20 protein-coding genes are annotated in these 24,498 nt (G+C 66.9%); 9 read left to right on the top strand and 11 right to left on the bottom strand.

What is annotated here, in order from left to right; all coding sequences use genetic code 11:
- Positions 1-27: 27 nt before the first annotated feature.
- From PSEWESI4_RS13640 to PSEWESI4_RS13610, 7 genes are all read right to left on the bottom strand, one after another.
- Complete coding sequence (locus PSEWESI4_RS13640) at positions 28-1,728, bottom strand: long-chain-fatty-acid--CoA ligase (RefSeq protein WP_187671749.1); 1,701 nt, start codon at positions 1,726-1,728, stop codon at positions 28-30.
- A gap of 90 nt (positions 1,729-1,818) precedes the next feature.
- Positions 1,819-2,907 (bottom strand): M14 family metallopeptidase, encoded by a 1,089-nt coding sequence (locus PSEWESI4_RS13635; protein WP_187671748.1) that lies wholly within the window; start codon positions 2,905-2,907, stop codon positions 1,819-1,821.
- A gap of 138 nt (positions 2,908-3,045) precedes the next feature.
- The gene (locus PSEWESI4_RS13630; RefSeq protein WP_187671747.1) at positions 3,046-4,389 is read right to left on the bottom strand and encodes an MFS transporter; all 1,344 of its coding nucleotides are present in this window, start codon (positions 4,387-4,389) and stop codon (positions 3,046-3,048) included.
- 443 nt (positions 4,390-4,832) lie between these two features.
- The gene (locus PSEWESI4_RS13625) at positions 4,833-5,138 is read right to left on the bottom strand and encodes a Dabb family protein (RefSeq protein WP_187671746.1); all 306 of its coding nucleotides are present in this window, start codon (positions 5,136-5,138) and stop codon (positions 4,833-4,835) included.
- Positions 5,135-6,112, bottom strand: a complete 978-nt coding sequence (locus tag PSEWESI4_RS13620; protein WP_187671745.1) for a 2-hydroxyacid dehydrogenase — start codon at positions 6,110-6,112, stop codon at positions 5,135-5,137. Before PSEWESI4_RS13620 ends, PSEWESI4_RS13625 begins: the two co-directional genes overlap by 4 nt.
- Positions 6,113-6,123: 11 nt before the next feature.
- On the bottom strand, positions 6,124-6,891 hold the full coding sequence (locus PSEWESI4_RS13615; protein WP_187671744.1) for a class II aldolase/adducin family protein: 768 nt from the start codon (positions 6,889-6,891) through the stop codon (positions 6,124-6,126).
- Positions 6,892-6,936: 45 nt separating this feature from the next.
- Complete coding sequence (locus tag PSEWESI4_RS13610; RefSeq protein WP_187671743.1) at positions 6,937-7,524, bottom strand: HD domain-containing protein; 588 nt, start codon at positions 7,522-7,524, stop codon at positions 6,937-6,939.
- 154 nt (positions 7,525-7,678) lie between these two features.
- Between PSEWESI4_RS13610 and PSEWESI4_RS13605 the strand changes: the two genes are divergently transcribed.
- On the top strand, positions 7,679-8,389 hold the full coding sequence (locus PSEWESI4_RS13605) for a Crp/Fnr family transcriptional regulator (protein WP_187671742.1): 711 nt from the start codon (positions 7,679-7,681) through the stop codon (positions 8,387-8,389).
- 72 nt (positions 8,390-8,461) lie between these two features.
- Here the strand turns inward: PSEWESI4_RS13605 and PSEWESI4_RS13600 are convergent, their stop codons facing one another.
- A complete protein-coding gene (locus tag PSEWESI4_RS13600) occupies positions 8,462-9,427 on the bottom strand; it encodes an AraC family transcriptional regulator ligand-binding domain-containing protein (RefSeq protein ID WP_187671741.1) in 966 nt (321 codons plus the stop codon).
- A gap of 160 nt (positions 9,428-9,587) precedes the next feature.
- On the opposite strand from PSEWESI4_RS13600, the gene PSEWESI4_RS13595 reads away from it, so the two are divergent.
- From PSEWESI4_RS13595 to PSEWESI4_RS13560, 8 genes are all read left to right on the top strand, one after another.
- On the top strand, positions 9,588-10,592 hold the full coding sequence (locus PSEWESI4_RS13595) for a formylglycine-generating enzyme family protein (protein WP_235978937.1): 1,005 nt from the start codon (positions 9,588-9,590) through the stop codon (positions 10,590-10,592).
- Positions 10,593-10,647: 55 nt separating this feature from the next.
- On the top strand, positions 10,648-12,303 hold the full coding sequence (locus PSEWESI4_RS13590) for an arylsulfatase (RefSeq protein WP_210768850.1): 1,656 nt from the start codon (positions 10,648-10,650) through the stop codon (positions 12,301-12,303).
- Between the two features lie 171 nt (positions 12,304-12,474).
- Positions 12,475-13,008: a 2,4'-dihydroxyacetophenone dioxygenase family protein gene (locus PSEWESI4_RS13585; protein WP_187671740.1), complete on the top strand. Its 534-nt coding sequence runs from the start codon at positions 12,475-12,477 to the stop codon at positions 13,006-13,008.
- Positions 13,009-13,010: 2 nt separating this feature from the next.
- Positions 13,011-14,045, top strand: coding sequence for an NAD-dependent epimerase/dehydratase family protein (locus tag PSEWESI4_RS13580; protein WP_187671739.1), 1,035 nt, complete (start codon positions 13,011-13,013; stop codon positions 14,043-14,045).
- On the top strand, positions 14,042-14,866 hold the full coding sequence (locus tag PSEWESI4_RS13575; protein WP_187671738.1) for an SDR family NAD(P)-dependent oxidoreductase: 825 nt from the start codon (positions 14,042-14,044) through the stop codon (positions 14,864-14,866). Before PSEWESI4_RS13580 ends, PSEWESI4_RS13575 begins: the two co-directional genes overlap by 4 nt.
- A 36-nt stretch (positions 14,867-14,902) precedes the next feature.
- Complete coding sequence (locus PSEWESI4_RS13570; protein WP_187671737.1) at positions 14,903-16,411, top strand: DUF1254 domain-containing protein; 1,509 nt, start codon at positions 14,903-14,905, stop codon at positions 16,409-16,411.
- A gap of 8 nt (positions 16,412-16,419) precedes the next feature.
- Entirely contained in the window at positions 16,420-17,379 is a 960-nt protein-coding gene (locus PSEWESI4_RS13565) for a SphA family protein (protein ID WP_187671736.1), read from the top strand.
- 25 nt (positions 17,380-17,404) lie between these two features.
- Positions 17,405-18,829, top strand: coding sequence for a DUF1254 domain-containing protein (locus tag PSEWESI4_RS13560; RefSeq protein WP_187671735.1), 1,425 nt, complete (start codon positions 17,405-17,407; stop codon positions 18,827-18,829).
- 547 nt (positions 18,830-19,376) lie between these two features.
- Here the strand turns inward: PSEWESI4_RS13560 and PSEWESI4_RS13555 are convergent.
- From PSEWESI4_RS13555 to PSEWESI4_RS13545, 3 genes are all read right to left on the bottom strand, one after another.
- Positions 19,377-20,741, bottom strand: coding sequence for a DUF1329 domain-containing protein (locus PSEWESI4_RS13555; RefSeq protein ID WP_187671734.1), 1,365 nt, complete (start codon positions 20,739-20,741; stop codon positions 19,377-19,379).
- Between the two features lie 26 nt (positions 20,742-20,767).
- Positions 20,768-22,624, bottom strand: coding sequence for a DUF1302 domain-containing protein (locus PSEWESI4_RS13550; RefSeq protein ID WP_187671733.1), 1,857 nt, complete (start codon positions 22,622-22,624; stop codon positions 20,768-20,770).
- Between the two features lie 503 nt (positions 22,625-23,127).
- Positions 23,128-24,483 (bottom strand): D-serine ammonia-lyase, encoded by a 1,356-nt coding sequence (locus PSEWESI4_RS13545; RefSeq protein ID WP_187671732.1) that lies wholly within the window; start codon positions 24,481-24,483, stop codon positions 23,128-23,130.
- Positions 24,484-24,498: the final 15 nt, after the last annotated feature.

Raw genomic sequence — 24,498 nt, 5'->3', positions numbered from 1 at the left:
GTTTGGCTCCTTGTCCTTGAGGGGCGATCAGGCCGGCGTATTGCTGCGCCGACCTTCCACTTCTTCCTTGAGCATCTGCTTGGACAGCTTGCCCACCGGTGTCTTGGGCAACTCGGAGCGGAACTCCAGGGCTTGAACCATCTCGTGCTTGCCCAGGCGGTCCTTGAGGAACGCCTTGAGCTCGTCGAGGGTGAAGGGCGCGTGGCCAGAGCGCAGCTTGATGTAGGCCTTGGGCGACTGGCCGCGGTATTCGTCGGGAATGCCGAGCACCATCACTTCTTCCACCGCCGGATGGGCGTAGATCGCTTCCTCGATCACCCGCGGATAGACGTTGAAGCCGCCGCACAGGAGCATGTCCTTGGTGCGGTCGACGATGTAGATGAAGCCGTCCTCGTCCATGTAGCCGACGTCGCCGGTACGGAAGAAGCCGTCCTCGGTGAAGCTCTCGCGGGTGGCGGCGGGGTTGTTCCAGTAGCCGCACATGATGTTCGGCCCGCTGATGACGATCTCGCCGTTCTCCCCCAGGGGCACGCTGCGCGCCGGGTCCTCGGTGTCGAGGAGCTTGATGGTCACGCCGATCTGCGGGATGCCGCAGGAGCCGGCCTTGTAGTTGCCCGCCGGGGTGAAGGTGCCGCCGGTGCAGGTCTCGGTCATGCCCCAGCCTTCGGTGAGCTGGCAACCGGTCAGCGCCCGGAATTGCTGCATCAGTTCCACCGGCAGCGGCGCGCCGCCGGAGGCGCAGACCTTCAGCGAGTGCAGGTCGTAGTCCCGCACCTGGGGATGGCTGATCAGGGCGGTGAACATGGTCGGCACGCCGGGGAAGCAGCTCACCCGGTGCTCATGGATCTCGCGCATCACGGTGCCGGCGTCGAAGCGGGTGTGCAGGCGCATCTCGGCGCCGGCGGCGATCGGGAACAGCAGGCAGCAGACCATGGCGTAGACGTGGAACAACGGCAGTACCACCAGGATGCTTTCGCGGCCCTCGTGCATGAGCTTGTCGTTGTCGATGTTGGTCATCACCACCTGCGCCGCGGCCGAGCTCAGGTTGGCATGGGTCAGCATGGCGCCCTTGGGCAGGCCGGTGGTGCCGCCGGTGTATTGCAGCACGGCCAGGGTCGTCGTCGGGTCTTCCAGCGGGTAGGGCTGGTACTGGCCGTCGTTGTCCAGCAGTTGGGCGAAGGACTGGCAGCGGTCGCCGTACGCCACGTTGCTGACCTGGCCTTCCTGCAGCAACTGCGCCTGGATCTGCTCGGGCAGGCCGCCGAACTCGCCAAGCGAGCCGACCACCAGGGTGCGCAGGCGGGTGTTGGAGAGCATCGAGGCCATGGTCGGGTAGAGCGTGGCCAGGTCGAGGGTGATGAGGATGTCGGTCTGGCTGTCCTCGATCTTGTGGGCGAGGACCTTGCCGGCATCCAGCGGCGAATAGTTCACCACCGTGCCACCTGCACGGAGGATGGCGAAGAAGCTGATGACGTACTGCGGAACGTTGGGCAGGAACAGGCCGACGTGCACGCCCGGCTTGACGCCGAGGCGTTGCAGGCCGGCGGCGGCGCGGTCGATCAGCGCGGAGAGTTCGCGGTAGTTGAGCTTGTTGCCCATGAAGTCGATGGCCGGCCGTTCGGGCCAGCGCTGCACGGCGCTGTCCAGCATGTGCAGCACGCCGGAGAGGGGCAGTTCGGCGTCCCAGCGCACGCCTGCAGGGTACGAGCGAGTCCACGGAGTATTCATGTCTATAGGCTCCTTCTTATTTTTGGTCGCGCATCTTCTTCTCCAACGCGCGGCGAATCTGTCAGAAATTTGCAGCCCGGCGGCGCCGGGTCATGCCATGGAGAGTCCGGCCACGGCCTGCCTGGCCGCTTCCAGCCCCTGCTCGACGATGCGGGTCTTCCACGCGTCGTTGTCGACGTAGAAGGCGTCGCGCACACGCTTCCGGATAGCCGTGCGGGTCGCCTCGTCGGTGTCGGGATGGGCTTGCAGCCATTGGTCCGCGCGCAGTGCCATGCAGCTTTCTTCCGAGGGGACGGTGCCGTACTCGAGCCAGATGCCGGTGAACTCGGCCTGCGGGCATTCATCCCGCGCCGCGCCGAGCATCACGCCGGTCAGGTAGGCGGACGACGAGCTGCCGTCGTGCATCGAGGTCACGCAATCGCCCCACCAGGACCTGGCGCGCGCCAGGGCGGCCTGGTCGTCCGGGCCGGCGAAAATCCGCTCGCCATGGCCGCAGGGGCCCAGGGCGGTGTGCAGGTCGATCCAGCCCAGGCGGGCGCACTGCCGGCCATGCTCGGCCAGGATCCGGCGCATGCCGTGGTTGCTCCAGGTCGGCCGGTCGCCGCCATAGAACAGGCCGTGCGGGTGGTTGTACTGGCCGCCGGAGATGGCCGCCTGGATCGCCGGCATGCCGTGCTCGGCGGCATAGGCCCAGAGCGCGGCATCGGCCTCCGGCGCGGGCCAGCGGTCGGGCACGATGGCGTCGGCGAGCGCGTCGTAACCCGGGTTGGCGGGCAGTTCGCGCGGGGCGTGGAAGTCGAGGAAGTTGCGGTTGAGGTCTACGTTGTCCTCGGTCCAGCGCCGCCACCAGGAAAAGCCCCAGGGGTTCACGCCATGCACGTAGAGCACGGCGACACCCGCCGCCTGGGCCTGCTGGTGGAAATCCGGATCGGCCAGCAGCGCGTTCTGCACCCCCGAGCCACAGAAGCCTTCCACCCCGTGGCAGGCACTGCTGAGCAGCAGCAGCGCCTTGGCGTCGGCCGCGCCGAAGCGCGCCACGTCGATGGCCAGGGTTTCGCCATCGCGGCCGCGTAGCGGGTGCACATGGCTCTGCACTGCCAGGCCCCGGGCATCGGCGGCGCTGAGGAACTTGTCGCGGGCCTCGGCATAGGACTGGGAGAAGAAATGACTGTCACTCATGGCGATTCTCGGTCAGGGGAGCGGACGATGGGGCGTGCGCTCTGGCTCGGGTGGCCGCCATCCGCCACCGGCAGCGTGCCGGTGGTGTGGCGGGGCATCGCCTGCCAGGGCGTTTCGGGCATGGCAGGCGATAGCGGGTTATCGCTGGCTGGCGTCGGGGGGAGTCGAAAGGGCCTTGCGCATGCCCAGCGCCATGGCGACGGCGGCGAGCACGAACATCGCGCAGAGGATGTAGATGGCGCCGCTCAGGCTGCCGGTCTGCGTCTTGATCAGGCCGACCACCGCCGGGCTGATGCCGGCGATGCTGGCCAGGGTATTGATGAAGGCGATGCCCACCGCGGCGTGTTCCTTGGCCAGGTAGCGGGTGACCATGGACCAGAACACCGGGGTCGCCGCCACCAGGCCGCAGCCGCCCACGGTGATGCCGACGATGGTCCACGGCAGGCTGCCGGCGCTGATGGCCCAGCTCAGGCCCAGGAAGCCGGCGGCGGCGAGCATGAAGGCGAAGCTCCAGTGCAGGCGCTGCTCGTTATGGCGGTCCGAGCGGCGGCCGTACCAGATCATGGCGAACAGCCCGAAGAAGTTGGGGATGACCGCGTAGATGCCGACCATCTGCAGGTTGGAGATACCCAGTTCCTTGATGATGGTCGGGGTCCAGAAGGCCAGGAAGTAACCCGCGCAGCCGGCGACGAAGGCGCCGAACGCCAGCAGGTAGACCAGCGGGTTGCGGAACACACAGCTCAGGGCGCCCTTCGTCTCGCTGTGTTCGCCGGTGATGGGGTCCGGGCGCAGGGCCTGCTGTACCCGTTCGCGTTCTTCCGGTGTCAGCCACTTGGCATCCTTCGGGCCGTTGGGCAGCAGGAAGAACACCAGCAGGCCCAGCAATATGGTGGGCGAGCCCTCGATCAGGAACATCCACTGCCAGCCTTCCCAGCCGTACAGGCCGTGCATGTTCTGCAGGATCCAGCCGGACACCGGGCTGGTGACGAAGGCCGCCGCCACCTGGGCGGTGCAGAACAGCCCGAGCACCTGGCCGCGACGCTCCGGCGGATACCAGAAGGTGAGGTAGAGCACCACGCCGGGGAAGAAGCCCGCTTCGAACACGCCGAGCAGGAAGCGCACGATGTAGAACTGCGTCGGGGTCTCGACGAACATGGTGGCGGTGGAGGCCAGGCCCCACAGCACCATGATGCGCATGAGGGTGATCCGGGCGCCGAGGCGTTGCAGCAGCATGTTGCTCGGCACTTCGAACAGCACGTAGCCGACGAAGAATACGGTGGCGCCGAGGCCATAGACGGCATCGCTGAAGTCCAGCGAGGTCTTCATCTGCAACTGGGCGAAGCCGATGTTGGCGCGGTCGATGAAGTTCATCAGGTAGCAGATGAACAGGAAGGGGATCAGCCGCAGGGTGATCTTGCGGTAGACGGCGCCCATGTCGGAAGGCGCGGCCTGCTCGGCAACGGGAATGGCAATGGAGGGCATGGAGAGACTCCTGGGCAAGGCGATAGGAAGCCGTGGCAGTCAGGGCGTGGTTGCCGGGTGGATCACCGGGGAGCGAACGTGCGACGTGTGGACGGGCATGTGCCGGGGATGGAGCGGAACCACGGAATGAGCACCTTGAAGGCCTCCTTTTGTTGTCTTTATGCGGACATGGTGGAGGTCTTTCCCGACCGGGACTGTCAGGAATTTGCAGTCTCGGAGGCCGCTGGTCCGTGTGAGTCGGGAGGCGCGTTGCGGGCGCTTTTGCAGGGTGCGCCGCGTGCACCTCAAGGGTTTCCCACGCGGAAATATCCGGCAGGCCTGTAGCCCGGATGCAATCCGGGAGGTGGGAGTTGCCGGTTTCCCCGGATTGCATCCGGGCTACGCGCTGTGGCGCGAGTCACCCCTCTCCCGTTTACGGGAGAGGGGTGGGGGGAGAGGGTGGATCAGGTCTCGAAGTAGAAGCTGTGGAAGCGTTCCACCAGTTGCAGGTTGACCTGCGCCGCCTGCTGGTGGATGGGGTGCGGGCCGTAGTCGCGGGCCGCCTGCAGGGAGTCGAAGGTGACGATGGTGCCGAAGTCGAAGGTGTCGTCGGCCGGGCTGACCCGGTCGAGTTCCGCGCGCGGCCCGAAACGCACCTCGCGCACGCCGGGGATGTCGCGCAGGCTTTCGCAGGCCCGGGTCAGCCTGGCGATGTGTTCTTCGTTGGTCGGCTCCTTTAGCCAGACGATGATGACGCTGTGAACGCTCATGCGGATTCTTCCTTCTTCGCTGGGTTGACGCAGTTGCGCAGCGGTTCGCCGTGGATGGCGTCGAGCAGGTTGTCGAACGCCTCCAGGGTCATGCGCAGGTGGGTCTCGCGGGTGGAGGCGCCGCTGTGGGGCGTGAGCACCACGTTGGGCAGTTTCAGCAGTTCGGGGTGCACCTCGGGCTCGCCCTCGGTGACGTCCAGCCCGGCTGCGGCGATCCGGCCCTGGCGCAGGGCCTCGGCCAGGGCCGCGTCGTCCACCACGCCGCCGCGCGAGGTGTTCACCAGCACGGCGGAGGGTTTCATGCGCGCCAGTTGTGGTGCGCCGATCAGGTGGTGGGTGGCCGACCCGTAGGGCACCTGCACCATCACCGCGTCGCTCTGCTCCAGCAGGGTGTCGAGGTTGAGGTAGCGCACGCCGAGGCGCTCTTCTTCTTCAGGGCTCAGCCGGCGCCGGTTGTGGTAGGCGACGTCCATGTCGAAGCCCCGTGCGCGTTTGGCCAGCTCCATGCCGATGCGGCCCAGGCCGATGATGCCCATGCGCTTGTGGTGTACATCCATGCCGAAGAGCGGCGCCGCCTCCTTGTTCCAGCGACCGGCGCGCACGAAGGCGTCGGCCTCGACGACACGCCGCGCCGCCGACAACAGCAGCGCGAAGGCCATGTCGGCGGTGGAGGCCACCACCGCGCCGGGCGTGTTGCAGACCCGCACGTTCCAGGCGGTGCAGGCGTCGACGTCGATGTGGTCGAAGCCGGCGCTGACGGTGCTGACCATCTTCAGCCGCGGGCAGGCGTCCAGCAGGGCGCGGTCGACCCGGTCGCCGGGAATGACCAGGGCATAGTCGGCCTCGCGCATCAGGCTGACGAGGTCGGGCGGCGCGTCGGACTCGGGCATGCGGATGTCCGCGTGCTCGCGCAGGCGCTCCAGCAGGATCTCGGGCACCCGGCGCGAGAGGGCGATGCAGGCCTTGTAGGGCATCGGTGGATTCCTCAGTTGCGGTAGCTGGTGTCGAGTCGGTCCAGCTTGCGCAGCAGCGCCGGCCAGACGAATTCGCCGCCGAGCCCGCTGGTCTGCTTGCTGGCGACCTCGGCCACGCCTTCGATGATCTGCGGGTCGACTTCGATCAACTCGCCGCCGGCCTGGGCCGAGAGCTGGATCTGGCAGGTGCTCTCGAAGGTGTACATGTTGAGGAAGGCGTCGGCCACGGTCCGGCCCACGGTGAGCAGGCCGTGGTTGCGCAGCATGAAGAACAGCTTGTCGCCGAGGTCGGCCTGCAGGCGCGGCTTCTCGTCCTCGCGCAGGGCCACGCCCTCGTAGTCGTGGTAGCCCAGGGAGGAAAGCACGAAGGTGGACTGCTGGCTGATCGGCAGGATGCCGCACTTCTGCGCGCTCACCGCCACGCCGGCGCGGGTGTGGGTGTGCAGCACGCACTGGATGTCATGGCGCGCGTCGTGGATGGCGCTGTGGATGGTGTAGCCGGCGCGGTTCACGTGGTAGGGCGTGTCGAGGATCTTGTTGCCGTCCTGGTCGATCTTGATCAGGTTGGAGGCGGTGATCTCGTCGAACATCAGTCCGTAGGGGTTGATCAGGAAGTGGTGCTCGGGGCCGGGCACGCGGGCGCTGATGTGGGTGAAGACCATGTCGGTCCAGCCGTACAGGGCGACCAGGCGGTAGCAGGCGGCGAGGTCGACGCGCAGTTGCCATTCTTCGGCGCAAACCTGGTCCTTGACGCTGGGGATGCTGTGCAGGGTAGTCATCGTTGGGCTCTTCTTGTCATGTGAATGGAGGGGACGGGTACGCCGTCAGCGCGCGCCGACCTGTTCGTCTTCGAGGTAGACCGAGCGCCTGGGTTGTGCCATCAGGCGGCGCAGCATGGGTTCGAAGGTTTCGATCGGCAGGATCTCGCCGTTCGGGTCGAAGGCCGGGTTGTCGTATTTCTCGACGAATTCGGCGGCGCGCTCGTAGTAGGGGTGCCCCTTGAACTTGTCGCGCTTGTTGCGATCCAGGCCCACGTGGTGGAAGAAGTTGTGACCCTGGAACACCGTGTGGTTCTCGATCATCCACAGGTTGGCTTCGGACACGAATGGCTTGAGGATGGCGACGGCGATGTCGGCGTGGTTGTAGCAGCCGAGGCTGTCGCCGATGTCGTGCAGCAGGGCGCAGACCACGTATTCCTCGTCGCGGCCGTCGCGCAGCGCCAGGGTGGCGGTCTGCAGGCAATGGTCGTAGCGGTCGATGGGCCAGCCGCCGAAGTCGCCTTGCAGCAGCTTCAGGTGGGCCAGTACCCGGTCCGGCAGGGATTGGGCGTAGGCCATGGCTTCGGGAACGATGATGTCGAAGTCTTCCTTGGTGCTGTCTTCCATGCGGGTGAAGGTGGCGCGGGCGTGCATGGTGGTCTCCGGGCGATTTGTTGTTGTAGTGGAGGGGAGGTGCGCACGGTATCGATCGGCTTGTGCGGTCTCCACGATCGCCGGAGAATGGTGCGGCGAGAGGTCGCAGAAGACTGTCGGGAATTTGCACTACGGAGATGCGGGTGAATCAGGTATGACTTCCCCTTCGGTGCTGTCGGAAAACCACCATCGTGCGTTGCTGGCCAACCCCGAGTTCGCCGCTCTGTCGGACGTCGTCCGCAACGACGTGCTGATCCATGGACGACAGCGCCGCCTGGCGGCGGGGCAGACCCTGTTCCGCCGGGGCGACAAGCCCGACGGGCTGTACATCGTGCTGGAGGGGTCGCTGCGCGTGAGCGGCACCTCCCGCGATGGGCTGGAGGCGGTGCTGAACTTCTACGAGCCGGGCTGCTGGATCGGTGCGGTATCGGCCCTCGATGGCCTGCCGCGCGCCCACGACGCCCAGGCGGTCACAGCCTCCCTGGTGTTGCAGATCACCCCGGCGGACCTCGAAACCCTGATCGCCCGCCATCCGCCTTTCTGTCGGTTTCTGCTGCACCTGCAGAGCTCGCAGATGCGCGCGCTGCTGGTCGGCTTCGAGGCCTTTTCCACCCAGTCGCTGGAGCAGCGCTTCGCCAGCCGCCTGATGGCGCTGGCCTCGGCCTTCGGCTCGCCGATGCCCCAGGGCGGGCTCAATATCGAGCTGCGCCTGTCCCAGGAGACCCTGGCACAGCTCCTTGGTACCACCCGCCAGCGGATCAACCAGTTGCTCAAGAAGTGGGAGCAGGAAGGCCTGATCGAGCAGAGGTACGGACGCATCGTGGTGCTCGACCAGGACCGGTTGGAGGAGTTGGCCCAGGAGTGAGAGGGCCGCTCATGACGCTTTTGTAGGGTGTGCCGTGCGCACCGCCAGGGCTCCCGCACGGAAACGTTGTGATCAGTCTTCCTTGTGCTCCTGCCAGCGCTTGCGGGCGCGCAGGTAGGCGATGCTGTCGGCGTAGCCCAGTTGCTCGGCGATCTGGCTGCGGCTCAGCCCCTGCAGTTCCAGGTTCTGTTCCAGTTCGGAGCGCACCGAGGCGAGTACGTGGCGGAAGCTCAGGCCCTGCTCGCGCAGGCGGCGGTGCAGGGTGCGCGGGCTCAGGTGCAGGGCCTCGGCGGCGCTTTCCAGGCTGGCCTGTCTGCCCACTCTCAGGGCCCTGCGGACATGCTCCGCCACCTTGGCGGCGTGGCCGCCGAACTGTTGCTGGCGCGCCAGGCGCTGTTCCAGGCCGCTGGCGATCAGTTCGGCGAGCCCCGGGTGATGGCCGCGCATCGGCTGGTCGAGCACGTCCTTGTCGAACAGCAGGCAGGTGCGCTGGCTGGAGAAGTGCAGCGAGGGACCGAACCATTGCTCGTATTCGGCGTGATAGGCCGGGCGCGGCCAGGCGAACTCGGCGCGTCGCGGCAGCACCGGCTGGATACAGCCTTCGCGGATCTGGGTCATGGTCATGACCAGGCAATGTTCCCCGACATGCCGGCGCAGGTTGTCCGAGCCTTCTATCCGCACTTCCATGCCGATCTGCTCCGCGGTCTCGAACAGGATCGGGCGCTGTTCCAGCTCGGTGCCGAGCACGGCGTAGCGCTCCCAGAAGCGCAGGGCCTGGCCGCAGGTGGCGCTGGCGAGGGCGAGGTAGACCAGGATGTAGCGGTCCCTGGGCGTGAAGTGGGAGAACAGGTGCAGGCCGATGGCCGGGTCGATCGACGCGGCCTGCTGCCAGAGCTGTTCCAGTTGCATCAGGTCGAACGCCCGGTCTTCGCCGTGCTGGCCGAGGAAGCGCTGCAGCACCTGGCCCATGGCGCCGTGGTGGAGGCGGCGGGGCAGGTTTTTGGCGACTTCTGGTCGATTATTGTCAGTTTCGAGCATGTTCTCCGTTGGCCGCCTGGAGTCTCATGTGGCCGTCGGACGCATCCGCTCCAGCTCCCAACGGGCGTGGATCTGCGGCGGGTGGGCCTGGGCATTGTCGTGATCGATACGGGCGACGATGCCTGCGCGTCCGATGATAAGCAAGCTTCGGAGAACAGCAATGATCGAGACGCCCCAGGCCGACCAGGCCGCCAAGCAGTACGTGGCCATGGCCAGAGGCGATCGACCTGTGCATCCGGAGATGGCCTGGATCGCCGGCGGGACCTTCCTGATGGGGTCGGACAACCACTACCCGGAGGAAGCCCCTGCCCATCGGGTGACCGTCGACGGCTTCTGGATCGACCGCACGCCCGTCACCAACCGTGAGTTTGCCCGCTTCGTGCGCGAGACCGGTCACGTCACCGTAGCGGAAATCCCGCCCAGGGCGCAGGACTATCCCGGCGCGCTGTCGCACATGCTGTACGCGGGATCGCTGGTGTTCGTGGCGCCTGCGCAGCCCGTCGACCTGCGCGACTGGGGCCAGTGGTGGCACTTCATGAAGGGCGCCGACTGGCGCCATCCGCATGGCCCGCACAGCAGCCTCGACGGGCTCGACGACCATCCCGTGGTGCATGTCGCCCATGCCGACGCGCTCGCCTATGCCCGCTGGGCGGGGAAGGAGCTGCCGACCGAGGCGCAATGGGAGTTCGCCGCGCGCGGCGGGCTCGATGGCGCCGAGTACGCCTGGGGCGACGAGCTCTCGCCCGGTGGCCTGCACCTGGCCAATACCTGGCAGGGCACTTTCCCCCACGAGAACCTGGAGAGCGACGGTTTCGCCGGCACCTCGCCAGTGGGCGCCTTCGCACCGAACGGCCATGGCCTCTACGACATGATCGGCAATGTCTGGGAATGGACCGCGGACTGGTATTCGGCGCAGCACCAGGCGGACGCGGCCAAGCCGTGCTGCATCCCGAAGAACCCACGGGGCGGCCGCGAGCACGACAGCCATGATCCCCGTCAGCCGCATATCCGCATTCCGCGCAAGGTGCTCAAGGGCGGTTCGCACCTGTGCGCGCCCAACTACTGCCTCCGCTATCGCCCGGCCGCGCGCCATGCCGAGCCGGTCGACACCTCCACCAGCCACGTCGGCTTTCGCTGCGTGGTACGCGGCAAGCCGCCCATTTGAAAGGGTGCCGGGCAACGCCTTCGACACCCCGTACCTGCACCAGGAGAACAACAAGATGAGCCATGGCTCGATAACTCCACTCGTCCCGCCGGCCCTGAAGCGCCTCCGCAGGCTGCCCGGCCTGCGCGCCATCGCCCTGGCCATGGGGGTATCGCTGCTGCCGACGGTGTCCTTCGCGAAGCCGGCGGACAAGCCGAACATCGTGGTCATCTGGGGCGACGACGTCGGTTTCTGGAACCTCAGCGCCTACAGCCGTGGCGCCATGGGCTATCGCACGCCCAATATCGATCGGATAGCCAAGGAAGGCGCCATCTTCAGCGACCACTACGCCCAGCCGAGCTGCACCCCGGGGCGGGCCGCCTTCATCACCGGGCAGTTGCCGATCCGTTCCGGGATGACCGCGGTGGGCCTGCCGGGCGGCCCGGTGGGGCTCAAGCCGCAGACCGTGACCCTGGCCCAGGTGCTGAAGAGCCAGGGCTACGCGACCGCCCAGTTCGGCAAGAACCACCTGGGCGACCGCAACGAGCACCTGCCGACGGTGCACGGCTTCGACGAGTTCTTCGGCAACCTCTACCACCTCAATACCGAGGAGGAGCCGGAGGATGTCGACTACCCGACCGATACGAAATTCAAGGAGCGATTCGGCCCACGCGGCGTGCTGCACTGCTACGCCACCGACAAGGAGCAGTCGGGCGGCGATCCGTCGGGAGATGACCCGCGCTTCGGCAAGTGGGGCAAGCAGCGCTGCGAGGACACCGGGCCGCTGACCCGCGCGCGGATGACGCGGGTGGACGAGGAGTTCACCGCGGCGTCCTTCACCTTCATGGACAAGGCGGTGCAGGAGAAGAAGCCGTTCTTCGCCTGGATCAACACCACGCGCATGCACGTCTACACCCATGCCCCCGCCGAGTACCTGGAGCGCTGCAAGCAGTACACCAGCGGCGAGGATGTGCACTGCGCCGGCATGCTGCAACACGACAACGATGTCGGCGCGGTACTGAAGAAGCTCGAAGACCTGGGCGTGGCCGACAACACCATCGTGGTCTATTCGACCGACAACGGCCCGGAACACGAGACCTGGCCCGAGGGCGCCACCACCCCCTACCGCAGCAGCAAGATGACCACCTGGGAAGGCGGTGTGCGCGTGCCGATGATGGCCCGCTGGCCGGGCCGTATCCCGGCGGGCGCGGAGCTCAACGGCATCCAGTCGCACGAGGACGTGTTCACCACCCTGGCCGTCGCCGCCGGCGTGCCCGACGTGCGCGAGCGCCTGGCCAAGGGCGACGACTTCGGCACCGGCGTGGTGAAGAAGAACTACATCGACGGCCTGAACAACCTGGACTACTGGCAGGGCAAGCAGGAGCAGTCGGCGCGCAACGCCCTGTTCTACTACTCCGAGAGCCGCTTGCAGGCGGTGCGCCTGAACCAGTGGAAGGCCCACTTCTATACCCGCGACGGCTACTACGGCAGCACCACGACGCTGGAAATCCCGTGGCTGTTCAATATCCGCCAGGACCCCTTCGAGAGCTACGACCAGGCGCCCGGCCCGCGTACCCACATGGTGCAGAAGAAGGCCCATGTGTTCCACGCGATGACCGGCCTGATCGTCGAGCACCTGAAGACCTTCAAGGAGTTCCCGCCGGCGCAGGAAGGCATGTCGCTGAGCTTCGACAAGCTCAAGGAGCAGATCCTCAAGCAGGCCGAGCAGTGATGACGTCCCGGCTCGGCCACTGAGCCCGGCCGCGCCACGACCCGATTCCCGAAGGATGTTCTCCCGGTGCCCGTTCCGTCATGGCGGGCGCCCGGGCAGCGCTCGCTTCGAGATTGACCCCGCAACACGAACGACAAGCCCGCGACACCACAACAAGATTGGAGAAACCCGATGAGTGAGACCAAAAACGCCGCCCTGGAATTCCTCGCCGCCATGCAGGCAGGCCCGGTCGTACCCCGCGAACACGCCCGCGAAGCCATCCTGCTGCTGGAAGACGACCTGCCCTGGGTCAGCCTGCCGGACGGCTCGACCATCCAGCTCCTGCACGTGGACCTGAACCAGAACCTGTGGATCAACCGCACCCGCATGAAGCCGGGCTTCGGCGTCGACACCCACTACCACACCGGCCCGGTGTTCGCCGTCACCCTGCAGGGCGAGTGGTTCTACAAGGAATACCCGGACAAGGTGAACAAGGCCGGTTCCTACCTGTACGAGCCGGCGCATTCCATCCACACCCTGTGCGTGGCCGAGGACGCCGAGGAGATCGCCGACGTCTGGTTCGCCATCTTCGGCAGCAACGTCGACATCAACGAAAAGGGCGAGGTCATCAACATCCTCGACGCCAAGAAGGCGCTGGCGGTCTATCGCGCGCTCTGCGCCATCGAGGGCAAGGCCTGCGACAACCTCATCGTGGTTGGTGAGTGACGATGAGCCAGATGCACAGTGCATTCGTCACCGGCGCCGGCGGCTTCATCGGCCGCCACCTGGTGCGCCAGTTGCTGGCCGAGCAGGTCCGCGTGGTCGCCCTGATGCTGCCCGGCGAGCCGGTGCCGGCGGAGTGGGGCGAGCGGGTCGAGGTGGTGATCGGCGACGTGCGCCGGCTGGTCGAGCTGCGCGGCGAGATCGGCCAGGTGGACGCCATCTTCCACCTCGCGGCGGTGGTCAGCGACTGGGGCAGCACGCAGTCCCACGTCGACGTCACCGTCAAGGGCACCGAGCAGGCCATCGAGCTGGCGCTGGGCTGGGGGGCGCACTTCGTGGTGACCACCAGCGTCTGCGCCTTCGCCAGCGCCCTGGCCAAGGGCCGGCTGGACGAAGACAGCCCGCTCGGCGAGCCCTCGTCGGCCTATGAGTTCTGCAAGCAGGAACAGGAGCGGGTCACCCTCGACGGCGTGGCGCGCGGCCTGAAGGCCAGCATCGTGCGGCCGGCCAACGTCTTCGGCGTCGGCAGCCTGCCCTGGGTGACGTCCCTGGTGCAGGTGATGCGCGAGGGCGCGCCCTGCCTGCTCGGTTCCGGCAACTGGGACGCCGGGCTGGTGCACGTGAACAACCTGGTCGCGCTGCTGATCGCCGCGGCCCGTTCCGGCTACGACAAGGGCGAGGTGTTCATCGCCGCCGACGGCTTCGGGGTGACCTGGAAGACCTACCTGGAAGCGCTGGCCAAGGCCGCCCGGACGCCAGCGCCGAAGAGCATGCCGAACTGGCTGGCGCGGGTCATGGCCTCGCTGCTGGAGTGGTGGGGACATCTGCGCAACCAGCAGCAGCGGCCGCACCTCACCCGCCAGACCTTCCGCCTGATGGGCGGCCCCAACGAGTTCTCCACGGACAAGGCCCGGCGTCTGCTGGGCTACCGGCCGCCGGTGAGCTTCGAGGCGGCGATGAAGGAGTTGGCGGAACACTTCGCCGGCCAGCGCCTGCCGGGCGAGGCCGGGCAGATCATGCAAATGGGGAATCGAGTATGAGCAAGTGGATACAAGGTACTCCGCGCGTCGCTTTCATTTCCGGCGGCGGCAGCGGGATCGGCCTGCAGATCGCCAAGGCGCTGGTTGCCGACGGCGCCAGCGTGGCGCTGTTCGACCTGAAGGTGGACGGTGCGGTGCTCGACGAGCTGCAAGGGCTGCGGATCAGGGCGGGGCAGGCGGTCGAGGCGTTCACCGTCGACATCTCCCAGTCCACAGAGGTGGAAACGGCGATCGGCAACGCGGTGGAAATGCTGGGCGTGCCCGATTTCGCCTTCAACTCCGCCGGCATCCTGCGCACTGCGCTGTTCACCGAGCTGCCGGCGGAAACCTTCGAGCAGGTGGTACGCATCAACCTGATCGGCAGCCGCAATTTCGCCGCCGGCGTGCTCCGCTACATGTCGCGAGGCAGCCACCTGGTGCTGGTGGCGTCGCTGTCCGGGATCATCGGCGGCTACACCCAGGCCGCCTACTGCGCCTCCAAGTTCGGCGTGGTCGGCCTGGCCGAAGTCCTGCGCCTGGAGCAGAAGCCGCGCGGCATCGACGTGTCGGTGGTGTGCCCCGGTGAGATCGCCACGCCGCTGCTGACCTACGAGCGCCAGCATGGCAGCAAGGTCACCGAGGCACTCAACGCCACCGCCGGCGTGCTCAGCGTCGAGGAGGCGGTGGCCGGCATCCTGGCCGGCTTGAAGAAGCGCCAGTTCATGGTCACCCCGGGGTTCCGGGCGCGACTGCTGCGCGCCATGGCGCGCAAGACCAGCGGACTGCTGCGCTGGATCACCGACCAGACCCTGTCCAAGGCCTTGCAGGCCGAGCGCCGCTGACACGGACGTTGATCATTACCAGGAGAGGACGTTCTCATGCTTCGTAGATGCATTCTGACTTCGCTGTTGCTGACCATGCCCCTGGCCCAGGCGGATGAACCGGTGGGCGGGCAGCCCGCGCCCGGCGACCGCCGTTCGGTGAGCGATTTCGACTACCAGGTGAAGTACCAGCGCGCCTTCGAGGCCGTGCTCTGGTCGCTGCCGTCGGTGCAGACCCAGGGTGGCCGGGTGGCCACCCTGGGCGGACTGGACATGAAGGACAACGACATCGTCGCCATGTCCGGGATGGCCACGCCGAAGTTCGAGACCTGGACGGCGAACAGCTCGACCCCCTATGTCTTCGCCTATTCCGACCTGAAAGCGGGCCCGGTGGTGCTGGAAGTGCCGCCGGCCGGCGCCGATGGCAGCCTCTACGGGCAGGTGGTCGACGCCTGGCAGATGACCATCGCCGACATCGGCCCGTCCGGCATCGACGCCGGCAAGGGCGGCAAGCTGCTGCTCACCGGCCCGGACTTCGAAGGCGAGGTGCCGGCCGGCTACCTGCACGTGGAGTCGCCGACCCATCGGATCATCTTCGCCTTCCGCTCGGTGCGCGCGCCGGGCAAGAGCGCCGAGGATGCCTACGCCTATTCGAAGCGCCTGAAGATGTACTACCTGTCGCAGGCGGGCAATCCACCGGCGCAACGCTTCGTCGACCCCGTCGATCAGCGCTTCTCGTCGCTGCTGCCGCAGGACGAGCGTTACTTCCAGTTGCTCCACGACACCATCACCTACGAGCCGGTGCGGCCCCAGGACCGGCACATGATCGGCCTGCTGGCGTCCCTCGGCATCGAGCGCGGCAAGCCCTACCAGCCGGACGAGAAGACCCGCAAGGCGATGCGCCAGGCGGTGGTGGACGTCTGGCACTACATGCAGGAGCGTTTCGACAACCTGCCCAGGGACACGTACTACTGGCCCGACCGCCAGTATGTGCCGCTGCTGCTGCCGGACAGCGAACGCGGCTTCAGCTTCGAGTACCCGGAGCGCATCGACATCGACGGCCGCGCGCTGGCGTTCTTCTGGTGCACCCTGGTGCCCCGGCGGATCCCCGAGCGACCGGCCGCCTACTACCTGATGGCCATGGCGGACAATCAGGGCCGGCCGCTGGAGGCGGGCGCCACCTACAAGCTGGTGGTGCCGGCCGACATGCCGGTCAAGCAATTCTGGTCGCTGACGGTCTACGACCGCGCGACCATGGCGTTCATCTACTCCCGGGAAGGCCGCACCACGCTGGATTCCTACGGCGTCGACAAGATGAAGAAGAACGCCGACGGCAGCGTCACCCTGTACGTCGGGCCGCAAGCCCCGCAAGGGCTGGAGTCCAACTGGATTCCCACCAGCGGCAAGCGGCCGTTGCCGGCGCTGCGCTTCTATGGCGCGAGCGACGAGCTGTTCGACAAGCGCTTCAAGATGCCGGACTTCGAGCGCGTCGAGGCGAAGACCGCCCGCGTGCCGTCGGCCGACGGGCTTCCCGGCCTGACGATGAACAGCCCGCTGCTGCCTTGACGCGAAGGATGAGGGCGATATCGCGTGGAGGCGCTTGCCTGGCCGGCTGCCTGCTGTTCGGCAGCGGCCAGGTGCTGGCGGCCGAGAACGGCGCCGGCTTCTATCTGCTGGGTTCCCGTGGCCCGATGGCTGGCGTGCTGCCGCCGCCCGGCCTGTACCTGCAGAACGATCTCTACCGTTACTCGGGCAGCGCCGGCGTCTCGCACGCGTTTCCCTTCAATGGCCAGGTGGTCGCGGGCGTCGATGCCGACATCTGGCTGGCGATGCCGACGCTGCTGTGGTCCACGCCGCTGACGCTGCTGGGCGGCAACCTGGGGCTTTCCGTCAGCCAGCCGCTGGGCGGGCCGAGCATCGACTTCGCGGCCGAGCTGACCGGGCCGCTCGGCAACCGCTTCGCCAGTGACGTGCATGCTTCCAACTACACCTATGGCGACCCGGTGCTGGCGGCGATGCTCGGCTGGCACCGTGGCAACTTCCACTGGCAGGGCGGGGTGGCGCTGAACGTTCCGATTGGCGACTACGACGAGGACGCCCTGGCCAACGTCGCCTTCAACCACTGGGGCGCCGATACCTTCGCCGCGCTGACCTGGTTCGACCCGGCGATCGGCCTGGACCTGTCGGCCGCCACCGGCGTCACCTTCAACGCCAGCAACCCCCACACCGACTACCGCAGCGGCAACGAATTCCACCTGGAATGGGCCGCCGAACAGCATTTCGGCCGGCACTTCTCCGCCGGCCTGCTCGGTTACCACTACCGCCAACTGACGGACGACAGCGGCCGGGGCGCGAACCTCGGGCCGTTCAAGGGCCGCGCGCGGGCGTTCGGCGTCACCGCCGCCTGGCATTTCGAGGTGGATCGCCAGCCCTGGTCGCTGCGCCTGAAAAACTACAAGGAACAGTCGACCGAAAACCGCCTGGAAGGCACGGCGACGTTCATCACCCTTTCGGTGCCATTGAGCCCGATCTGAGCCGTAACGAAAGCGAGGAAGCCGCATGAAACCACTGAAAACCCTGATCGCCACCCTTGTCGCGGCCTCGGCCGTCTGTTCGGCCCATGCGCTGGCCGCCGCGCCCTATCCCGATCCGTTGATCACCACCGTGATGAACGCCGAGAACTCCGTCAAGGCGCGGGAGGCCGAAGCCTACGCCCTGGGCGTGATGGCCTATAGCTGGGGTTACCCGCTGGTGCGCCTGGAGCGGATCATCCGCGAATACATCGACGTGCCGGCCGACAAACCGGCCACCAGCTACCGTGCGCCGCTGAACCAGATCGGCTGGGCCACCGAACTGTCGACCCCGGCCGACAAGGACATGCCTACCGCCAACCACGACACGCTCTACATGAGCGCCGTCGTCAACCTGACCGAGCCCTATGTGCTGAGCGTGCCGGACACGGCCGACCGCTACTACGTGGTCAACGTCTTCAGCATGTACCACGACCTGGAGCACTACATCGGCCGGCGCGCCACCGGCACCCAGGCGGGCCGTTTCGCGATAGTGCCGCCGGGCTGGCAAGGCACGCTGCCCGCAGGCGTGAAAGCCCTCGCGGCGACCACCGACAAGGTCTGGCTGTGGGGACGGCTGCACGTCACCCCGGGCGAAGCGATGGAACCGGTACGGGCCCTGCAGGCCGGGTTCGATCTGCGCCCTTTGAGCCAACTCGACAATGCCAGCTACGTCGCGCCGCCGGCTACGCTCGCATCGCTGCCTGCGATCGAGGGCAACGACCTGGGCTTCTTCACCCACCTCGGCTATGCCATGCGGCACAACCAGCTCAAGCCGGGCGATGAGGCGCTGGTCGGCCAGTTCGAACGCATCGGCCTGACCTGGGAGCATGGCTTCGACCAGGCGAAACTGGCGCCCGAGCAGGTCAAGGGGCTCAAGCGCGCCCTGGAGGATGCGCCACTGGTAGCCGGCAAGGAAACCGCGGCGGCGAGCGTACTGCGCAATGGCTGGTACATGACCCTGGTGACCGAGTTCGGCTTCAACTACCCGGGCCGCGCGCTGATGTCCGGTCCTTACCTGGGCGGCAACCTGGCCGAGGAGGCGACCTATCCCATCCGCTACACCGACGCCGAAGGAAAGCCCCTGGACGGCACCAACCGCTACGAGGTGGCCTTCACCAAGGCCCCGCCCGTGGGGGCGTTCTGGTCGCTGACGATCTACAACGCCGACGACAAGATGCTCGTGGCCAATCCCATCGGCCGCTACAAGGTGGGTTCGGATACCGCCGGCCTGCGCATCCGCGAGGACGGCTCCTTCAGCATCCCGATCCAGCGCGACGAACCCCAGGGAGCGGACAAGGCCAACTGGCTGCCGGCGCCGAAGGGGAACTTCTACCTGCTCCTCCGGCTGTACCAGCCGAACGAGGCGATTCTCGATGGCACCTATCCGTTGCCGCAGGTGAAGAAGATGTAGCAGGGCCGCATCAGCAACCGTGGCCTCGGCCACGGTCCGGTTTACGTCTCGCTATCGCGGCCGGGCTTCTGCATCACATAGTCGAGACGGCTGCTCCGCGGGGGTGCTCCACCCGCGGAGTTTTTTCGTTTGGAGGGAGCACAGCGATATCGCCGCGTCTTCTGGTTCCCCGCGAACGCGGGAATCCAGAAACAGCCCCCGCCATGGCCGACCTCTTTCCGGTGGGCTGAAGCCCACCCTACGGGAGCGCGCGTGGCCCGGATTTCATCCGGGCTACGTCGTGGGTGCCAGCTCGTAGGATGGGTGATAACCCATCGTGACCGTCGAGTGTCCGCCTCATCTGACTCCTCGCGTTCGCGGGGACGACGATTGGGCGATGGAGTTTCCCTCACGTCATTCCCGCGAACGCGGGAATCCAGAAGACAGCCCCTGCCATGGTCGGACTCCTTCCGGTGGGCTGAAGCCCACCCTACGGGTATGGCCTTGCGGGTCTTGCGAATAAAAAAAGGCGGCCCAAAGGCCGCCTAAACGGAGTAGCCCGCTGGAATCAGCGCACGCCCGCGCTACGCAGGGCGGCTGGGGTGAATTGGGAGGCGGAGGTCGGGACGTCGAAGCGGATCCAGTTCTTCTCCTCGTTCATCATCCCGGCGGTGGCGTAGCGGCCGGCGATCAGGTCGTAGAGGGTCTCGTAGGCGTACCACGGCACCTGGGCGCTGTAGTCCTGCAGGAGCATGGCCTCGCCGACGCGCCAGAGTTGGCCGCGACCGTCGTACTGCTCGGAGATGGCGATGGTCCAGGAGTCCTCGTCGATGTAGAAGCGGCGCTTGGCGTAGACGTGGCGCTCACCCTGCTTCAGCGTGGCCTCGACCACCCAGACGCGGTGCGGCTCGTAGCGCACCAGGTCCTGGTTGGTGTGGCCGGCCTTGATCAGGTCGGCGTACTTCACCTGCGGCGAGGCGGCCTTGTAGTTGTTGTAGGGGATGTACAGCTCCTGCTTGCCGATCAGTTTCCAGTCGTAGCGGTTGGGCGCGCCGTTGAACATGTCCAGGTTGTCCGATACGCGCAGGCCGTCGACCTGCGAGGTCGGGCTGTCGTAGGCCACCTGCGGGGCGCGGCGCACGCGGCGCTGGCCGGCGTTGTACTGCCAGGCCATGCGCGGTTCCTTGACCTGGTCGAGGGTGTCGTGCACCAGCAGCACGGTGCCGGCCAGGCGCGCCGGCGCGGTGACGCGCTGCTTGAAGTAGTACAGCAGGTTCTCCGCCTTGGCCGGGTCGAGGTCCGCCATGCCGGTGGGCACCGCCAGGTCGTCGTCGTAGCGGATCAGGGTGTAGTCGCCGTTGGTCTGCGGCGCGGTGGAGACCGAGACGCGCAGGATGTTGGTGCCACGGTAGCGGGTGATGTGGTTCCACACCGTTTCCAGGCCGTCCTTGGGAATCGGGAAGGCGTAGAAGCGGCTGTCGGTGAAGTTCTTCAGGCCGTTGCCGCCTTCCACCAGGGTGGTCTTCAGGGCGCTGGTGTGTGCCGCCTTGTAGATGTGCTCGGGTGCCGCCACGGTGCGGTGGCTGGGGTAGACCGCCATCTTGTAGGTGTCGGCGTAGCGCTTGAACATCGCCAGTTGGCCTTCGGACAGCCTGTCCTTGTACTGGTCGACGTTCTGCGCGGTGATGGTGAACAGCGGCTTCTCGTTGGCGAACGGATCGCCGAGGAAGCCCTTGGCGTCCACCGGTGCGGCGTTCTTCGGCAGGCCGCCGTTCCAGGCCGGGATGCTGCCGTCGGCGTTGCCGGCCTTTTCCGCGCCGAGCGGGGTCAGGCTGGTGCCGAGCTTGGCGGCTTCCTCCGGCGAGACCGCGGCGAGGACGCTACCGGCCAGCAGGGACAGGGTCAGGGCAGTGATGAGCTTTTGTGCTTTCATGGTGCGGTTCTCTCTGCTACGCCGGATCAGAAGTTGATGCCGACGCTGAAGGCGACGAAGTCGCGATCGATCGAGGTGTTGTAATCACCGCCGAAGAAGTCGGTGTACGACAGGCTGGCGGTGTATACGTTGCGGTAGTCGGCATCCAGCCCGAGGCTGATGGCCTTGGAACCTTCGTTGAAGGTCGGGCCATAGCCGTCCACGTCGTGAGACCAGGCCAGGTTCGGCTTGAGGTTCACGCCGGCGAACACGTTGTTGAACTCGAGGATTCCGCGGGCGCGGTAGCCCCAGGAGGTCGAGGTGTAGAAGCCGTGCTGGTTGTTCGGGGCCCACTGGCCGACTTCCGGGTTGCGACCGTAGCTCAGGCCATCGTGCAGGCTGCGGCGGCTTTCCAGGCCACCGATGCGGGTCACGCCCAGCTCGCCCACCAGGGTCAGGCGGTCGGCACCCATGACCTGGTCGAAGAAGTGGGTGAGGGTGGTCTGGGCCTGGGTCACTTCCTTGCGACGGTAGCCGTGGGTGTCGACGCCGGGCTTGCTGCCGATCGGGCTCAGGGCGGGTGCGCCGAGAATGCCGGTGGCGGAGTCGGCCAAGCTCAGGGTGATGTCGGCGGTGTTGATCTGCAGCGGCATGTTCGGCCGGTAGCTGATCTCGCCCGACCAGGCGGTGCCGCTCTCCAGGGTGGTGGCGAAGCTCAGGCCGTACAGCTTGATGTCTTCCGGGTACTCCATGAAGTAGTTGGAGTTGCCCAGCAGCGAGGTGAAGGCGGTGCCTTCGAGCACCGACCCGCAGGCGGCGCCGAGACCCATGCCGAGGCAGTTTTCGAGCACGCCGCCCGGACCGACGAGCATGCCCGGCAGGTCATTGTGGTAGGCCTGGCTGGCCGGCTGGGTGCTGAAGTAGGGCGTACGGCTGTGGTAGTTCATGAAATAGGCGCCGTACTCGGTCGCATCGCCCATCCAGCGCAGGGCCAGGCCCCACTGGCCGCTGTCGCGCGCGTCGCGGTCGCCGCCACGGGGCAGCAGCGCACCCTCGGCGTCCTGGAGCTGATAACCATGGCCGGCGGCGGCGAAGATCGGCTCGAAGGCGTTGAGGAATTGCGGTCCCACGAGGTTGCGGTGGTTGTTGTCGCAGCCATCGGGCACCACGTCGTTGCCAAAGAAGGTGCCGCAGTTGTCGAGGACGGTCTGGTCCCATTCCAGTTGGTAGAAGACTTCGGCGGCCAGGTTCTCGGTGAGGCTCTGCGAGACGTAGAACATGTTCACCGGGATCAGGCCTTCCTTGATCTCCGCGCCGGGGCGACGGAAGGCGGCCACGTCGACCGGGTTGATCGAGTTGATGCTGTTGGCGATGAAGGTGCTCTCGCCCCAGCTCACCACCTGCTTGCCCAGGCGTACCGAGCCCGGCTGATTGGCGATGTCGTAGTTGTGGTAGATGAAGGCGTCGAGCAGTTCCGCGCCGGAAGACTGGGAGGCCTCCTTGCGGTTGTGGTCGCTGATGTCCTTGAACGGGCGGCTCTCGTCCTTCAGCTCGAAGTCGTACCAGTACTTGCCGCGCAGGAAGATGCCGGTGTCGCGGTACTTGAGTTCGAGGTCGTGGATGCCCTTGAAGATCTTCGAGAAGGTCTCGCCCTTCTTGAAGTTCAGGCGGCCATCGTCGGTGGTGTGGGTGCCGGACTTGCCGCCGTTGTTGCTGCCGACCAGGTCCGGGTCGGCGTTGCGCAGCGCCCAGCTCGCACCGAGCGACAGCGACGAGTCGAACTGCCCTTCGATCTCCCCGATGTTGAAGGTAATGGCCTGCGCCAGCGGTGCGACGGCGCTGAGAGCGACGGCCAGGGCGAGGGTGTTTGGCTGGAAGAATCCGGGCCGTTTTGTTGTTGTCATGCGGCTCTCCGATGAGTGTTGTGTTTCTGATGGCACCGTACTCAGCGGGTAGTGGCCGGATAAGCGCACCTAGGTTGTATTTTGGGGGTCGGAAGAAAGTATGAGTGCCCTGCGAAGCCTCGTCCTACAGGGCTTTGCCGGGATCAGTAGCGGCTTGAATGATCCATCATCATTGTTTACTGGGTCCCCGTGTTAGCGGCGGCTCGCGTAGGGGGATGGCGGTTGGATGCTGGAGTTTCCGTATCGCGGGGGGGGTTGAGCACTGCAGTAGCCCACACCTCCGTCCCTCACCCCGGCCCTGGCTGCGCGCCCCGCTCCGGGGGGAGAGGGGGCAAGCCGTGCGGGCAGGAGCGACCGTACCCATCGGGCGAGGGTGATGGTCGAATGTGAAGCCTCCTTCCAGGTCATTCCCGCGAACACGGGAATCCCAAGGCGTAGCCCGGATGCAATCCGGGTAGGGTGCGCCGTGCGCACCGAGAGAGCGGCAATACCGGACGTTCGGGCTACGGAAAGTACTCGCTCTGCGGCCGCTTGGCGCACAGCCGCAGGCCTTCGGCCTGGAAGCGCTGGAGCTCCTGTCGTGGCACCAGCGATCCGCCGGTCGTCCAGATCACGTGGGTGGCGTTGTGCAGCACCCGCTCGAGCCCGTGGCGCCCGAGGTAGTCGTGTCCCGCTGCGCTCGCGGTCAGCCAGTTCGGGCCGGGGACGCCAGCGGCGGCCGACGGTTCCAGGGCGATGCCTTCGCTCTGCGCCAGCCGGAACAGCGAGATGTAGAGCTGCTGGTCGCTGACGGTGAACACCCCCGACAGTTGCGCGGCCATCAGCGGGCTGACCAGCGGCGATGCCTGGCCCACCGCCAGGCCGTCGGCCTCGGTGCGGTTGTCGAGGCCTACGTCGTACACCGAGACCGGTTGCTCGCAGCCAGCGGCCAGTTGCACGAGCATGCACGGCGACGCCACCGGCTCGGCGAAGAAGCAATGCACGTGGTCGCCGAACAGCGCCTTGAGGCCGAAGGTGATGCCGCCCGGCGCACCGCCGACCCCGCAGGGCAGGTAGACGAAGAGCGGGTGGTCGGCATCGACGATCCTGCCGGCCGCCGCCAGTTGCGCGGCCAGGCCACGGGCCGCGACCGCGTAGCCGGCGAACAGCAGCGGCGAGTGCTCGTCGTCGACGAAATAGCCATGGGGATCGGCCAGCGCCTGCTCCCGCCCGGCGGCCACCGCCGCCGCGTAGTCGCCGTCGTGCTCGACGACCGTCACACCGTGTCTGCGCAGGCGCGTCTTCTTCCACTCCCTGGCATCGCTGGACATGTGCACTTCGGCCCTGAACCCCAGGGCGGCGGCCATCAGGCCGATGCTCATGCCGAGGTTGCCGGTGCTGCCGACCGCGACCTTGTACCGGGCGAACAGGGCGCGCGCCTCCGCAGAGGCGAGCGGCAGGCGGTCGTCGTCAGCGCCGATCAGCCCTTCGCGCAGGGCGATGGACTCCGCCAGCGCCAGCACCTCGTGAAAACCGCCACGCGCCTTTATCGAGCCGGCGACCGGCAGGGCATGGTCCGCCTTGACGAACCAGACGCCGTCGCAGGCGGCAACACTGCTCATGGCGCGCTGCAGGTTGGCGGTGCGCAGCAGCGCCGATTCGATCGCCCCGCGACTCACCGCCAGCTCCGGGAAAAGGCTGCCCAGCAGGCCGGCGCAGCGCGCCAGGCGCGCTTGCGCGGCGTCCACCTCGGCGAGGCCGATGCCGGTTTCCGGCAGTGCGTCGCCCAGGCCGGGGTTGAGCCACAGGAAGGGTTGCCTGGACTGGAGCTGGCCCAGGAGCCTGGTCGGCAGGGCTGGTCGCGATGGAGTTTTCGACATGGCTGGTTTCCATCG

Source organism: Zestomonas carbonaria (genome assembly GCF_904061905.1).
GTDB classification, from domain to species: domain Bacteria; phylum Pseudomonadota; class Gammaproteobacteria; order Pseudomonadales; family Pseudomonadaceae; genus Aquipseudomonas; species Aquipseudomonas carbonaria.
The sequence above is the reverse complement of the archived record's forward strand: the minus strand, read 5'-3'. Positions and strand labels throughout refer to the sequence as shown.